Source organism: Dactylosporangium aurantiacum, assembly GCF_000716715.1.
In the GTDB taxonomy this organism is placed as follows: domain Bacteria; phylum Actinomycetota; class Actinomycetes; order Mycobacteriales; family Micromonosporaceae; genus Dactylosporangium; species Dactylosporangium aurantiacum.
Genome location: NZ_JNYJ01000007.1, coordinates 447,940 through 462,687, shown reverse-complemented (window position 1 = coordinate 462,687; position 14,748 = coordinate 447,940). Strand labels below are relative to the sequence as shown.

General features: G+C 67.9%; 15 protein-coding genes. 9 read left to right on the top strand and 6 right to left on the bottom strand.

The features are described from left to right. Positions 1-64: 64 nt before the first annotated feature. Positions 65-841 carry a hypothetical protein gene (locus OP18_RS10830; protein WP_052386500.1) on the bottom strand — a complete coding sequence of 259 codons (777 nt, stop codon included), beginning with the start codon at positions 839-841 and terminating at the stop codon, positions 65-67. A gap of 303 nt (positions 842-1,144) precedes the next feature. Between OP18_RS10830 and OP18_RS10825 the strand changes: the two genes are divergently transcribed. From OP18_RS10825 to OP18_RS10785, 8 genes are all read left to right on the top strand, one after another. Further along, positions 1,145-1,687, top strand: coding sequence for a hypothetical protein (locus OP18_RS10825; RefSeq protein ID WP_245635324.1), 543 nt, complete (start codon positions 1,145-1,147; stop codon positions 1,685-1,687). Next, complete coding sequence (locus OP18_RS10820) at positions 1,680-2,522, top strand: TRM11 family SAM-dependent methyltransferase (protein WP_033358572.1); 843 nt, start codon at positions 1,680-1,682, stop codon at positions 2,520-2,522. The genes OP18_RS10825 and OP18_RS10820 overlap by 8 nt, the downstream gene beginning before the upstream one ends. A gap of 87 nt (positions 2,523-2,609) precedes the next feature. Continuing rightward, on the top strand, positions 2,610-3,731 hold the full coding sequence (locus OP18_RS10815) for an IS630 family transposase (protein WP_033358704.1): 1,122 nt from the start codon (positions 2,610-2,612) through the stop codon (positions 3,729-3,731). A 760-nt stretch (positions 3,732-4,491) separates the two neighbouring features. Then, the gene (locus OP18_RS10810; protein WP_033358571.1) at positions 4,492-4,776 is read left to right on the top strand and encodes a hypothetical protein; all 285 of its coding nucleotides are present in this window, start codon (positions 4,492-4,494) and stop codon (positions 4,774-4,776) included. Between the two features lie 437 nt (positions 4,777-5,213). Next, positions 5,214-5,615 (top strand): hypothetical protein, encoded by a 402-nt coding sequence (locus OP18_RS10800; protein WP_156089419.1) that lies wholly within the window; start codon positions 5,214-5,216, stop codon positions 5,613-5,615. 149 nt (positions 5,616-5,764) lie between these two features. Further along, positions 5,765-6,472, top strand: coding sequence for a GGDEF domain-containing protein (locus OP18_RS10795; RefSeq protein WP_052386499.1), 708 nt, complete (start codon positions 5,765-5,767; stop codon positions 6,470-6,472). Beyond that, on the top strand, positions 6,469-7,773 hold the full coding sequence (locus tag OP18_RS10790) for a hypothetical protein (protein WP_033358568.1): 1,305 nt from the start codon (positions 6,469-6,471) through the stop codon (positions 7,771-7,773). Before OP18_RS10795 ends, OP18_RS10790 begins: the two co-directional genes overlap by 4 nt. Before the next feature lie 445 nt (positions 7,774-8,218). Next, positions 8,219-8,632, top strand: coding sequence for a GntR family transcriptional regulator (locus OP18_RS10785; protein ID WP_052386498.1), 414 nt, complete (start codon positions 8,219-8,221; stop codon positions 8,630-8,632). A 14-nt stretch (positions 8,633-8,646) separates the two neighbouring features. On the opposite strand, the gene OP18_RS10780 is transcribed toward OP18_RS10785, so the two are convergent. The 5 genes from OP18_RS10780 to OP18_RS52250 form a co-directional block, all read right to left on the bottom strand. Further along, complete coding sequence (locus OP18_RS10780; protein WP_033358567.1) at positions 8,647-8,922, bottom strand: hypothetical protein; 276 nt, start codon at positions 8,920-8,922, stop codon at positions 8,647-8,649. Positions 8,923-9,198: 276 nt separating this feature from the next. Beyond that, positions 9,199-10,125 carry a helix-turn-helix domain-containing protein gene (locus OP18_RS10775; protein ID WP_211273488.1) on the bottom strand — a complete coding sequence of 309 codons (927 nt, stop codon included), beginning with the start codon at positions 10,123-10,125 and terminating at the stop codon, positions 9,199-9,201. Continuing rightward, positions 10,067-10,528 carry a DUF6879 family protein gene (locus OP18_RS10770; protein WP_342668883.1) on the bottom strand — a complete coding sequence of 154 codons (462 nt, stop codon included), beginning with the start codon at positions 10,526-10,528 and terminating at the stop codon, positions 10,067-10,069. The genes OP18_RS10775 and OP18_RS10770 overlap by 59 nt, the downstream gene beginning before the upstream one ends. A gap of 68 nt (positions 10,529-10,596) precedes the next feature. Then, positions 10,597-10,827 carry a hypothetical protein gene (locus OP18_RS10765; protein ID WP_033358564.1) on the bottom strand — a complete coding sequence of 77 codons (231 nt, stop codon included), beginning with the start codon at positions 10,825-10,827 and terminating at the stop codon, positions 10,597-10,599. Positions 10,828-11,175: 348 nt separating this feature from the next. After that, on the bottom strand, positions 11,176-13,947 hold the full coding sequence (locus OP18_RS52250; protein ID WP_052386497.1) for an NACHT domain-containing protein: 2,772 nt from the start codon (positions 13,945-13,947) through the stop codon (positions 11,176-11,178). Positions 13,948-14,258: 311 nt separating this feature from the next. Between OP18_RS52250 and OP18_RS57000 the strand changes: the two genes are divergently transcribed. Next, positions 14,259-14,669 (top strand): hypothetical protein, encoded by a 411-nt coding sequence (locus OP18_RS57000; protein ID WP_156089418.1) that lies wholly within the window; start codon positions 14,259-14,261, stop codon positions 14,667-14,669. Positions 14,670-14,748: the final 79 nt, after the last annotated feature.

The window sequence follows — 14,748 nt, the reverse complement described above, 5'->3', positions numbered from 1 at the left end:
GGATATGGCGAAGGCCGCCCCGGCGCGTGCCGGGGCGACCTTCAGGGTGAGGAAATGCGCCGGTCTATACCGCCGTGGCGGTGGTACGGCGCGTGGTCGCGCGGTCCGGACCGGACAGGTCCCCCCGTCGGACGGCGGCGGCGACAGCGTGCTCGGCGCGGCGGCGGCGCATCCGCAGCGCCGACGCGGTCACGCCCTGCTCGGCTGCCAGCTGCTCGATCAGCGCGTCACCGAACCGGGTTGCGCTGATCAGCTCGGCGGCCTCGGCGGAGATGACGCCGCCGGCTGCGGCCCGACCGAGCAACAGGTCGGGGTGCCCGTAGGGCAGTGACGGCAGCCGGGAGCCGCTGGTGAGGTCGAGCGGCAGCTCTTCGGTGTCGATGCCTTTGACGACGGCGACCCCGGACCGCCATGCCGCCCAGCACAGCCGCAGCCACAGTCGTGGCGGCTCCAGGTCCGCGGTGCGCAGGGCGTAGAGGAACGCGGCGAGGACTTCGGAGTCGACGTCGTCGGCGTGACGGGCGTTGCCTCGGCTGATCTTGGCCGCGAGGTGGGTGAGGGCGGGGAGCGCCACGCCGATCGCGCCGACGACCCAGGCCGGTCCCCATTCGCGTGCGTGGTGGGCCAGCTGCCGCCAGAGCGCGTCGGTGGTGTCGCTGTCGTAGTCCTCGAACAGCATCAGCTTGCGCAGCTCGTTGAGCGGCATCGTCCGGTTGGGCAGCCCCGGTACCGGGCGGGCGTCGAATACCAGCGGAGCCGGTTCGCACGTCAGCAACTCGAACGCCGTCTCGGCGGTGGTCAGCGCCGTGGTGGTGCTGTTCGTCCTCGCAGTGTTTGCCATGGTGAAGTCCCTTCGAGCAGGGCCTCCTCCACGTGGAGGCCCCGGAGACCTCGATTGGGGCATCACGATCTGACACCACGAGCGGTTGTTGGATCTCAGCAGGTTGTGCCAGGTCGTGTCAGAGTCTGCCCCCGCGAGCCGGCCCTGCTGTGGCTGTCAGACGGACGCGGCTGACTGGGTCTGTCAGGACCCGGGCGGGTTCGATCGGCCTGACAGACGCGCACTGTGCATCGTCAGTACGCCCGCCGGTCCGGGGGCCACGTGCCCATGACCAACCACACCCGCCCCGGTGCACCCGTCCCTGTGGGGGACGTGGTGCCCGGCGACCCGCCCGTGCCGATCACCGTCTGGCCGGTTCCTGCCCCGCGCCGGGGCGAGACCATGTCCAACGGCATGGGCGTGCGCCTCGTGCACAACCTCACCCACCCGACCGACCTGGTCATCGACCTCACCGCCGGGCCGCAGCTGGCCCGGGCCATCATCGCCGCCAGCCGCCGCAGTCACCTGCAGGCGGCTCGTCAGGTCGGCTGGGGCAAGGAGGCGGCGGCGCTGATCGTCACCGGCTGGCCCCTCGATGCCGACGCCGGTACGCCGGCCGAGTTCTTCGCCCGGTGCCACGCCAAGCTCCTGCCTGGCGGCTGCGTCGCGGTGCTGCTGGCCCACGGCGACCCGGTCTGGCCGGTCGACGTGGTCATCGCCGCGAAGCAGGCTGGGTTGGCCTACCTGCAACACATCGTGGCAGCCGACCGGCCGCCGCGGCGTGGCCGGCAGAGCAGTCTCGACATCCACACCGACGTGCTGGTCGTGACCCGCAGCATGACCGTGACAGCAGCCGCCGATGACTGAGACCCTGCCGGTCACCTCCGTGTGGCTGACCTGCCAGCAAGCGTCCCGCGACCAGCGTCGGGGCCGGTACGTGCCGGAGTCGTCCAGCCACCCGGGCAAGATGCTGCCCAACCTGGCAGCCCACGCCATCAGCTCCTATACCGCACCCGGCGACCTGGTCCTCGATCCGATGTGCGGATCGGGCACCACGTTGGTCGAGGCCATGCACCTCGGCCGGGAAGGGCTCGGCGTGGACATCGAACCGCGATTCACCGCCTTGGCCGCGGCCAACGTGGCGCTGGCGGCGTCGCAGGCCGCCGCCGGCACGGCGACGGTGCTCACCGGCGACGCCACCCGGCTCCTCGAGCTGGCGCCCGCATCCGCGGTCGGCAGGGTCGCGCTCGTGCTCACCTCGCCGCCGTACGGGCGCGGGACTCACGGGCTGGTTCAGACGACGAGTACCGGGGTACGCAAGCGGGACCACGTCTATGGGGACCGGGAGCGAGGCAACCTCGCCTACGCGGGATGGTCCCGCTTGCTCCATGGCTTCGCTGAGATCCTTGCCGCGAGCCACCAGCTGCTGCGTCCCGGCGGGACCGTCGTCATCACCTGCCGTCCCGTCCGACGCCAGCGGGACGACCTGATCGACCTGCCCGGCGAGTTGCTCGCCGTCGCGCAGTCGGTGGGTCTGGTCCCGGTGGAGCGGTGCGCCGCGATGCTCGCGGCGGTCCGCGACGGACAGATCGTGCACCGGGCCAGCATGTTCGGGCTGATGGCGGTCCGTAGAGCCCGCGCCGAAGGCGTACCAGTGCACCTGGTCGCGCACGAGGATGTGCTGGTGCTGCGCCGCTGCTAGTGCTCTGACCGGGAACGTTGGCCGGGTTGGGTGACACGCCGGTCGACGTTCCCGGGTCGCTGCTGGTTGGTGGTTCAGGCTGTCGGGATGGCGGAACCTGTCCGGGCGCGGCGGCTTACTGATGACGAGGGCCGGCGATTACAGCAGATCGTTCGGCGTGGGACCGGGTCGCCGATCCGGTGGCGGCGGGCGATGGTCATCATGGCCTCAGCGAGCGGGAACACCGTCCCGGCGATCGCCCGCCTCGTCCAAGGTGACGAGGACGCGGTCCGGGACGTAATCCACCGGTTCAACGAGATGGGCCTGGCCTGCCTGGACCCTCAGTGGGCGGGTGGCCGTCCCCGCCGGATCAGTGAAGACGATGAAGCGTTCATCGTCGCGACGGCCAAAACTCGACCAGCAGCGCTTGGTCAGCCGTTCACCCGGTGGAGCCTACGGAAGCTCGCCGACTACTTGGCCCACAATCCTGGCCCGCGCCGGGTCGCGGTAGGCCGGGAACGACTCCGGGAGATCCTGCACAAGCATGACGTTACGTTCCAGCGGACGAAGACGTGGAAGGAGACCAACGACCCGAACGCCGAGGCCAAGCTCGCCCGGATCGAGGAAGTCACCGCCGCGTTTGCGGACCGGGTGTTCGCGTTCGACGAGTTCGGACCGTTGACGATCCGCCCGCAGCCCGGCGCGAGCTGGGCGCCGGCCGGGCACCCGGACCGACTGCCCGCGAACTACCACAAGCTGCACGGCGTGCGGCAGTTCCACGCCTGCTACAGCATCGGCACCGACACCCTCTGGGGCGTGGTCCACCGCCGCAAGTCCGCGGCGAACACCCTCGCCGCGCTCAGATCAATCCGCCGGGCCCGGCCCGACGGCGCCCCGGTCTACGTCATCCTGGACAACCTGTCCGCGCACAAGGGCAAGGCGATCCGGGCCTGGGCCACCCGCAACCGGGTCGAGCTGTGCTTCACCCCGACGTACTCATCCTGGGCGAACCCGATCGAGGCGCACTTCGGACCGCTGCGCATGTTCGTTGTCGCCGGGTCGAACCACCCGAACCACGCCGTCGCCACCAAGGCACTGCACGCCTACCTGCGGTGGCGCAACGCCAACGCCCGCCACCCCGACGTCCTTGCCGCCCAACGCCGCGAACGCGCCCGCATCCGCTCTGAACGCCAACGCCGCTGGGGCCAACCCGCGACCCGCGCAGCCTGACCCCAACCCGGCCAACGTTCCCGGTCAGAGCACTAGCCCGCCGACGGCGGCAGCCGCCGCAGCGCGAGCCGCGAACAAACCCACGCCGCCTCCAGCGGACATCCCCAGCTTAGCGGCGCTTCCGGCAGGTGGAGCCGGGTGACCGCAAATAGCGGTGTCGCTTGAGCTCGCGAAGCCCGGCGATGACAGGTCCCCCGACCGACAGATCGGCCGACCTGCCAGGCGCACGGCCCCCGATCCGAGTCCCGTGACGGTGGCCGAGGGAGCGCCGTCCCACAGACACACACCGAGAACTGGACGCCCGCCCCGGACGAGTCCCGCAGTCAGATCCCGCTGTCAGGTCCCGCTGCTCAACCAGGTAGCGGGACCTGACAGCGGTACCGTTCGGCGGCTCAGTCATGCAGTCCCGCCCTCAGTCCCGGCAAAGTCGCGCCCACTCCCGCAGCCGCCGCTTCGGAAACGGCATTGCCAGCACACCGCGAGCCGCCTGTTAGGTCCTGCCAGGACACCGAACCTGACAGCTCAGGTTCCGGGCGCTGCTGCACGGCTAGCCTAAAAGTTCTCCCTTTTCCCCATGTGCTGCTGACCTGACGCCCCGCGACGGCATCGCGCCCACCTTCCGGTCGGCCGCCGTCGCCACCATCAGTCCAGCACACCCCCACACGCCCCTCGCCTCGACGCGATCCCAGGGCGCGATATCCCAGTCGCAGGCGGCCACCAACCGGTGGCCGCCCTTTTCGCATGTCCACGGGAGGACAGCATGCTCGCACCCTCCTGGTACCTGACCGACGCCGACTGGTTCGGCCTCCTGCCCGACGCACCGCGCCTGGACAACGACAGCCGAGACGTCATCGGCAACGTCGCCCGCCTGTTCCACGACGAACTCGGGCTCAGCCCCGCGCAGACCGCCGCCGCAACGCACGTGATCCTGCTCGCCGTCGAGCACCTCAGCGACACCATCACCCATCTCGCCGACCAGTACGACCGGACGGAACTGGCCAGGCTGATATGCGGCCTCAACCTGATCCAGGCCCACCTCACCTAAACCATCCAGGCCGCCGCCGAACACATCGACAGGCGCAACGTCCACGCGCTGGACACCGCGCCCGCCGCGGCCGTGCGAGCCCTTACCGACAGCCTCAGCACCGCCGGCGCGAACGGAGAGCTGACCGCCGGACACCTCAAAGAGGCACATCTGACCCTCCACGGGCTGAGCAGGTAACCCAACCCATCCCCCGTGGCACGCGACCCGGCGACGGGACGCGGCCCCTTCACGTCGAGGAGACGCCATGAGCCTCTACACCCTGACCCCGGCAGCGAGCAGTACACGATCCAGGTCGGCTGGGCCCCGCACGGCGCGTTCTTCGCCACCGTCGTGGAGCTCCACTGGGACCCGACAACCGACGCGGACAACGAACCCGACAGCGTCCGATGCGCCGTGCGCCGCATGCGCGCCAGCCTCACCGCCGCAGCGGTGATGTCATGACCGGCCCGACTACCGGCCCAGCCATCGATGGTAAGGAGTTGCACCGGCTGTGCGTGTTCGCGCTGGCGCTGACCTGCGGCCACCGCGTCACTCTGGCTGTCAGCGGCTGGTACCCGGTCTCCGTCGCCTGCTGCGACCGGCTCGGCGGCACGATCCTGCACGGCAGCTACGTCCCCTACGCCTCTGACGTCGACTACGTCAGCGTCGTCTCCGAGGACTACGAGTACCGCCCCACCGGCAGCCCGCGAGAGCCGGACCAGCTCCTCGCCCGGCAGCCCCGCGCCGACGAACCCCATCGAGGTCCCGACGGCAGGTGGGTCAGCGCCGGACGGTATCCCGCCCGAGTCGGGGCGGCCGACAGCCTCGACGGCACGACCGCGCCGGCAACGGCCCACTGACCCTCGTTCCTCGAGGACGCCGCCAGCACCAGCTGCAGAACCGCAACAAACGGCCCGCCAGCGGCGGGCCGTCGTCGTATCCACAGAACCCGGGACGCAACGCCTAGACAACGAGAGCGTCCCGGGTCTCCTCCGGATTGGAGACCCCAGTGTTCATCACGATCCTCGTGATCGCCACCATCGCCGCGGCGATCCTCAGCATCGGCTTCGGGCTCGGCCGCCTCGCCGCCCGGCCAGCCCTCAACCGCGTGTACCGCGAGCTCGCCGACGCGGCCTGGCAGCTCGCCCACGACCCGCTCACCGGACTGTTCAACCGCACCGGGCTGCACGCCGTCTACTCCGGGTTCGCCGCGCCTGAGCCGCAGCCGCTCATCGTCATGCTCCTCGACCTCGACGGGTTCAAAGCAGTCAACGACACCTACGGCCACGACGGCGGCGACACGCTGCTCATGGAGGTCGCAGACCGGATCAGCTCGATCAGCGAGATCAACGGCGGTGCCGCCGCCCGACTGTCCGGAGACGAGTTCGTCATCCTCCTGCCCGTCGGCGACCAGCAGATCGCCAGCCTCGCAGACGCGTTCGTCTCGGCGGTCGGCAGGCCCGTCCAGGTCGACACCAATAGCGGGCCGGTCGCGACCGCCGTCACGGCCAGCATCGGCGTCGCCGTCATCGAGAGCACCGATCACCTGGAAGACGTCGCCCTGCACCGGGCCGACACCGCCATGTACCACGCCAAGCACCAGGGCGGAAACCGGCACATCATCTACGCGCCCGGCATGACCATGCCCGACCGGCAACACCGTCGCGGAGCCCGGCCGCGCGATGTGCGCCACAACCGCCCTGGGGTGACCGCATGATGCCGGTCCGCGACGAGATGGCGTGCGCTGTGTGCTTCGTACCGCTCAACGTCTTCAACGGCGAGTACGGGCACCCCCTGCACTACGACACCGACGGGCACCAGCCTGTCCCGGCACCGGTTCGCACCCTGGACACCGTACGGCGCGTCTGCGACTTCTGCGGCGACCCACAATCCGCGTGGGCGATCACGGGCGGCAACGTAGCCGTCCTCGGCGTCGGCGAGCAGGGCCTCCTACAGGACCTTGGCGCGGTCTGGGCGGCGTGCGTGCCGTGCACCATCGACATCGAAGCAGGCCGCGCCGGCGCGCCCGCTGAACGAGCCGCGCGCCGAGCAGGCCTGCACCGCGACGCCGTCGCCCGTGCCGCATACCGGGCGCTGCATGCCGGGTTCCTCGCCGACCGGCGTCCCGGCCGAACGCTCATCACCACCACCGCATGGCCCGACCTCAGCCTCGATGCTCGCCATCTACCCCGCATCCGCGACGGTCTCGCCCGGTTCTGCCGGGGCCCGCTCGGCCTGGCGGCGACAACGACAGTGCCGTCTCGCCGGACCGACCTGGCCGACTCACTTGACCGCGCACGCCTCTACTGGGTGGACGACGACTTCACCGGCATGGCCGAAGCCGCCGCACCCGACCTTCCAGCTGTCACGGCCACCAGCAACCTCGCACCGTGCGACGACGGACTGCTCATCTGGTCCCGATCCATCGCACCTCGCGGCATCACCGCCGCCAGTTGGACACGCCACGACAACGCCACCTGGATCGTCCTCTACCGCGCCATCGGAGGCGGCCTGCGGGACGAAGCCATGCAGGCACTCCGCGACGACGCCGGCTGGCTCGCCCCGATCCGCGACCAGACCCTGCACCCCGGCCAGCATCTCGGTGAAGGAGGGAACCACCCGCTCTCGCCGGTCCTGACAACCTGGCTCCTCATCGCTCAAGGCGCCGCCGAAACCGAACCCGCGGCGATCGACAAGAACGTCCGCAGGAAGTACGAACGAGCGAAACGCCCGCTACCCGACGTGCGAATCATCCACATCCGAAGCCACCACACGACCAACACCGGCAGCTCCCGGACGGCAAGCAGCAGGGCGTACACCAGCCGGGTCTGGGTAACCGGGCACTGGCGCGACCAGCCCTACGGACCAGGCCGGACACTACGACGGCCCGTCTACATCCACCCCCACCTTCGAGGACCCAAGGACGCAGAGATCAAGCTCAGCACCACGGTACGCATCCTGGGCAAGCAGAAGCCAGACGACGTGCCAACGGCCGACGTGCCAGAGGCCGACGTCTAGCGCAGGTCGATGCGGCGGCGGAGCACTTCCGCCGCCGCATAACAGGGCCTGTATGCGCATCGCTCACCACCGAACCGCCGGTGATGCTGGTCCCGGCCGTGATCGGGGGCTGCCAATTTCTTTGTGCAACTGGGTCTTGTTGGTGGTCTTGCGGGTTCGGGTAGTCCAAACGCAGCCGCGGGGCTGCGGAAGCCGCCAGGATGCAGAAGAGCCCGGCGCCTGCACCGCGAACTCAGCCACGTCTCACCCGCGGAACACGAAGCCCTACACGTGATGACCCACCGGTCACCGCAACCCTAGAAACCAGATAACCAACTCTCTATCAAGCCCGGGGCTTGACGCAGCTGACTGAGTCCCAGGACGGATAGGCGCCTCGCACCGAGGTCACCCACCCACGCGCAGGCCACTTGTTACCATATAGTCATCTGGCCCTATACTTTGCTATGTGCTAACTCCTCAAAGTGGCCAGGCCCAGTACCAACAGCTCGCCGACGTCCTGCGCAACCGCATCGACCAGGACTTTTACTACGCCGGCGCAACGCTCCCAACCGAAGCGGCGCTGTGCTTCGAGTTCGAGGTCGGACGCATGATGGTGCGCCGCGCCCTGGCCGTGCTGCGGGAAGAAGGACTCATCCTCACTCGTCGCGGTGAGGCCGCAATCGTTCGACCCCGAACAATACGGACGGAGGTTGGCTTGCGGCCAAGGGATAGCGTCATTGCCCGGATGCCGTCTCGACCGGAACGGGCAGCACTAGGCATGCAGCCTGGCGTGCCGCTGGTGGAGGTCCGGCGGGCCGGCGGCGGGCTGGAGGTCTTCGCTGCCGACCAAGCCGAGCTGGTGGCGCTGCCACTGGAGTAGCCAGCGGCAGCGAATCAGACTGGCTGCGGCACTGCTATCGGTGTGTGCTGGGCGTATGCGAGCAACTGGCCGAGCACGTCATACAGCTGCGCGGCTTGTTCAATGGTGAAGTCGTGCGGCAGAAAGTCGAGACGGTCGTCTGCATCGTCTTCGAGTAGCGCCAAATCCGCCGGCGACACCTCGATCGGCAGACGTTGGCCCGGCTGGGCAGGTTCGGCCACGTAGTAGCGGGGTGCGATCGGCGTGCTGCCCAGTTCGGGAAAGTGGGTCAGCCGCAGCTCGACGAACACTTGCCCATTGTTGCTGCACCACAACGCTGCGGTGGCGCCAATGCCGGAAACATCCTCACCCGGCACAACTAGTGCTGCTGACCGATGGCCCCGGCAGTCAACACAGCCCTCAGCCACGCCAACGCACCAGCTTGGATACATACGCCTGCTCACCGCTGTCCTCCTTCGCGCAACGAATGGGCGTTCGTTGGTTCGCTTTGGAGCGTATGGCTGAAGATAGTCGAGAGATAGAATCTTTCTCGATGTTTCTCGCAAAATTGTGGATGTGTCGATGCGTCAGAAATTACCAGGGTCATCTAAAGCCTCTGGCGCCAACTCGTCGATCGTCTTGGCTATGACTGCTCGGGCAGCACGGCCGTAGCTGGCGATATCTGCGAGTTGCGCAAAAGCGTTCGCATACAGCTCGACCTCTTGTTGCTGTCGCAGGTCGAGCACGGCGGAAAACGTCTCCACCAACACCCGGTCGTTGTCGTAGAGCCAGAAGCCGTGCCACGGGCCGGCAGCGCCGTACTGCGCGTCGAAGCCGATGATGCCGAGCCGGACGCTCGGCAACGCCGCCAAGGACATCAGGCGGTCGAGCTGGCCGAGCATGACCGCAGGAGGACAGAGACGCATGCGTAAGGCGGCCTCGGTCAGCACAAAGTGAAAGCGCTTGTCCGGCTGGTAGAGCACCTCCTGCCGCTGCATGCGGGCCTGGACAGCTTCGTTGATGTCGGTCACGCCCTTCACCCTGCGGGCTGTCTCGGTGAAGCGGGTGCGGGCGTACTCGCTCGTTTGGAGCAAGCCGGGGATTACCGTGGCCTCGAAGACACGGAAGCGGCGCGTTAGCTGGTCGAGCTTCGATAGCTCGTGCTGCCGAGGACGAAATCCGCCCCGCAGCAGGCGTCGCCACTCGGCGTGCTGGACTTCAAGGGTATGCAGCGACACCAACAGCGCCTCAGCCTCGTCGGCGCTGCCGGTGGCCTGTGTCCAGCCGCGGATGTCGTCGTCGCTCGGCGTTTGCTGGCCATTCTCCAGCTTGCTGATTTTGGACGGCGGCCAGGCCAACGACTCCGCGAGCCGCCGGCCGCTCAACCCGGCCTGTTGACGCAGCTCGCGGAGTCGTTGGCCAAGTGCACTGCGTGCCTCTTGGACATTGGAAACGTCAGATGCCTTGTTGGGCGGCAAAGTCATCCCGTTCGATGGCGTGGTGCCAAGCGGCATCCCGCCAGTAATTGTGCTGAACGATCTCGGCATCGTCCTCGATGACCTCGCCGCCGAGGAAGTGATTGCTGTCGTCGAAGTGCATACGTACCAGCTTGCGCGAGTCGAACAGCCAATAGTCGTGCGTGGGCAGCTCCTCGGCAACGGCGACGTCGCGCGTGACGTAGCGGATGTCCTCGCCGGCCTCGTTCATGAGTCGCGCGCACCAGACGCCAAAGCGGCTGTAGTCGGTCAACGGCACGGTGACGATCCGCACCCGTGTGAAGCGCCGACCATGGGAGGCGGCGTCGCGGAGCAGGTCAAGCCAACTCTGCATCCACGGCATGTCGTCCGGGTCGCCAGCCAGGTAGCGCTGGAACGAGTCCTGCTCATAACTGGCGTCGTAGTCGTTGCGTGTTTCCAGCCGGTAGACCGTGTGCTCGAACTCGTGAAAGAGCTGGCGGAACTCAGCGCCAGGCTGGATGAGGCGGGTCAGTGTTCCTCCCCGGTCTGGTTGCGCAGGTAAAACTTGAGGACATCTTCGGGAATCTCAACGATTGCCTCGCCTGCCGGTACAGGGCCAACATCGGCCAGCGCCTGGGGGTCGGTGACCACCCATCCCTGCGCGATGTAGGTCTTGCGGTCGGTGCGGTCGGTGGCGAACAGGGTGGGCGAGTTGTCGCCCTGGGAGTTGGGATCTTTGCCGAGGAACCGGACGCGCATCTTGGCCTCCTTGCGAGAAATTTGCTGAAGCGTTCTTACTCAGCCTGACCCATGACGGCGATCGCCGTCAACGGTTCGCGCTGGCAGTGCGCGGGAACCTCAGCGCTTGAGGCCGATGGGCAGCTCAGTCAGCCTCCCGCTGAAGGTGGTACTTTCAGATGTCTGCGCTGAGACGGATCTTCTGGGTGTACGTCGCCCATTGACGCGTGACTCCCATCTCCCACCCTTGGGCTTGACAACCGGTCGCCGGGCACTGCTTACGATCGGTTACCGGTACGCAGCCAACCACGCTCGAATAGCGGCAGAACGAAATGTGATCAGCGCCTGGTCGTCACTTCGACCAGCTGGTCAGTCGAAGTGGCGGAGTTTCTCGTCGAGCCACCCAACTGCCGCGAGGTCGGCGGCCAACCATTGGTAGGCGAGGTTGGTGGCTGGCCGGGTGGAGTGGAGGGGGAGTTCGATGTTCTGGACCGGGCTCTGGTCAAAGCGGGTCGGCGCCGCTCGCGCATAGTGCCCTCTACCGCGATCCCAGAAGTTGGGTGTCGTGTCGCCGCCGGTGAAGGTCACTGTCACGGTCGGCTCGGCGTCTCTCTCGGCACCGGGTCGGCGGTGCAGCATGGTCGTCATGTGTAGCGAGTAGATGTCGCTTCCGGGTTCAGGCCGGTCGATGAACCCTTCGACATGCAGCGGCAGCATGCCGTAGAGGCCGAGCGCGCTGCCGAACCGAGGGAAGTTGGTCTCGACGAGGTGCCGGTACCCGATGATCGCCTCGCGGAGGAGGTCGTTGGCCAATGTGCCGGTGAGGGCTTTGGAGTATGACTCCCAGAAGTACCGGCCGGCGTGCGGTTGGTCGGCCGGCGGCCACGGCCGCTCCAGGACGTCGCCTGTTATGCGTCCGAGGTAGGTGTCGAGCCACCAGACGTCAGCGGAGTCGACGTCGTCCTGCCATGTCGACCACTCCGACTCGTTCGCGCTATCGACCCACGTCGCGAGCTTCGAGCGCAAGTCATCGAGGTCGATGAGCGGGGTCCTGCGCATCGTCCCCTGGCCGGTCACGACCCGGGCGAGGTGGTAGGCCCGTTCCCTGGCAAGTGTGCCGTCCAGCGGCGTGTCCAATGTGCGCCGCCGGATCAGTTCGTGAAGCCGAGGCTGGAAGTGTCGCTGCGCGTGAGTCCACCGGCCGAGCGCTGACGTCGGAAACGGGAAGGAGGTCCAACTCTCCCAACCAGCCGCTATCGGGTGGTCTGGACGCGCCTCATCGAGCTCGATCACCGACGGCACCTCTCGCACCCGCGCGCGGGCAAGCGCCATGCGACCGTCCTGCAGCCAGACCCCCCACTGAGTAAGCCCACCACCGCGTCGGCGCAGCCGCTCGCCGAGCGGACTCAGGCCCACCATCAGCGCCTCTTCTGCCTCGCGCAACCACCGCCCGGCGCGGACCGCAAGTGTCGCCTCGGCGGAGATACCGGTGCAGTCCCGCGTGGCGATCAACGCTTCGATTGCGGGCGCATCCGGCGCCTGTCGGGACTCGCCGACCTCCGTGCGACCGATCTCACCGAGGAGCCAGAACACCGCGGCGGGATTGAGCCGGGCCAGGCTTAGCAGGAGCTGTTCCTGTCGAGGCGGCTCCGCGGTCGAGACCGCGAAAGCCAACGCGTACCGCCACAGGGGGAACGCGTCTCCAGATGCTGCTGTCTCCGTCGTGACCAGGCCTGCACGGATCGCCGCAGACCCGAAGTACTGCTCAAACACTGGCAGAGCGAACCGGAGAGCCCCGTCCTCCCGGACCACGAGGGTCGTTTCCAGGAGCGCGCATACTTGGGGTGGGGATGCGAATGAGTCGGCTGGTACGGGCGCCGCTCGGCCCAGGATCGTGGCCGCGAGGCGACCGAGTGCCTGCCAGGTCTCCTCGGCGAGGTCTCGCTGGCTCTGTTCGATGGCCATCGACGCGAGTTCGGACAGCAGTTCTGAACGTGAGATCCTGGTGTGGCGTCCGGTCTTGAGGCGCCGGGCCAGACCCAGGGTAGTTAGCGGGCTGGTGAGCAGGTCCAGCGTCTCGCTGTTCCAGTCCGGCCAATAGAAGTCCTCGCCGACGATAGCCAGCAGCAGCGAAGACCCTCGCTCGATCGGCCAAGGTTTTGCGACGATGCGTTCCTCATCGGCGAGAGCGACGGTTTCATGCCGCGCGGTAGCGAGGACGCTGACGTTCGGCCAGGTGTGAACCAAAACGCGAGCCTCGGTCAGCAGTCTCGATGCGTCCTGGCGGGACACGCTGTCGAGATCGTCGATGACGATCCGGCACGGGTAGGTCGGCTCATGGCCGAGGTCAGCGATAAGCGTCGACTCAAGGTTGCCGATCGTGCGGGGCGTGTAGAACGCTCCGATCTCAGCGGCTCCAGTGGAGATGGCCTCGTGCAGCCCTTCCTCCCACCAGCGGATCGCTTGCTCCGTCTTGCCGGCGCCCATCGCGCCGCTCAACACCCGGACCTGGCCGGGCGGAACGACAATCGGCGGCGACTCCATGGTGGCCATCCATATCATCGCCGTCTCGCGGTCCTCTGGGGCGACCAACGGGGCGAGCCGGGCGAGCCGCCAGCCCATAGCTCTACGCTTCGCGTGCTGCCAGGCCTGAGCCCTGGTGCGCAGGCCCGCGTGGAACGGCACGATGGCTGCGACTGCTTCAACGAACGCCTGAAGATCCACCGGGGCAAGCGCCGCATCGACATCTGCACTGCTCATCGCCACTGTGGTCTGGGCGTGGTCGGCTGCCTCGATCTGTTGCGTCTTCCATTCGCGGAGCAGGTCCGCGGGGAACTGATCGACGAGGTTGTCGATCTCCCAAGCATGGGGCATGCACAACAGCAGCAGGTTGGAAGCCGCGCGGTTGTCATCCTCGCTCATCGACGGATCCCACCGAGGGCCGCCCTCGCTACGTGCGTGGATGTGGGCGACGTGGGTGTTCAGGACCTGCTCGCCGGACTGATCGTTCAGCCGATACAAGGGCGCCCCGCACCGTGGCTTCGCGCAGCACACTGCGGTCCCGTACAACTGGCGCACCGTACCGTCAGTCGGCCGCGCGTGCTCGATCGTCTTCTTGCCCGTCCCTCGCGCCGCGGTCACCGGGTCATTATCCCGGCAGGGTATCGACGAACACGGAGCGGCCGTCACGACGGCGCATCAGCCATTGCCCGACATTCAGGCGCACTGCCCTGTCGTGGCCGTGCTGATCGACCTAGACATTGAACGCATTGCTGGCAGATCATCCCAGTCGGCGCCAGCGTCGCGATGCGACACCCCACTTCACGCGGTCCCCGTCGCCGTACGCCAGTGCCCGTCGCTGCACGCCGGTGACAGCTATCACTAAAGCGCGACAGATATAGCTGACCGTCACAGAAGGGCAAGTTCGGCGTGGTGGCGTTCTCCGACCCGGGGTGGGGGCACTGGGGCACGATCTACCAGGCTCGCTCGGCGATCGAGGCTGGAACGTCGACAGCCCGGATGTGGCTGGTCCTGCACGACGGCTCGGTGCTATCGGCCCGCACAAACAGAAGATCGTCAGGCGCGAGTCCGGCTGGGCGTACCCGGCGCAGCGGCTGATCGACAACGGCGGGCGGCCGCCGCGGGGCGGTGAGGATCTCCCCGGCTGGCTGGAGTCGCAGTTACCCGCCGCCGTGGCCCGCCGCGAGCGGCACGGTGGCAGCGTCTGGTATCTGCTCCCACTGGCGCACTTCGTCGCCGCGCAGCTGCCCCGGCAAGCGGCCGGGGCCTATCCAAAACGGCATCGCGACGCCCCACAGCACCGCAGCGCGGCCAAGCTGACGTCAGGGCGGCCGGCGCGGTGACGGCAAGCGCATGAGGAGCGACACGGTCAGGTCGGCTTGTCCGGCGCCCCGGCGTGCCCGCTCCGCCTTCCGGATCGGG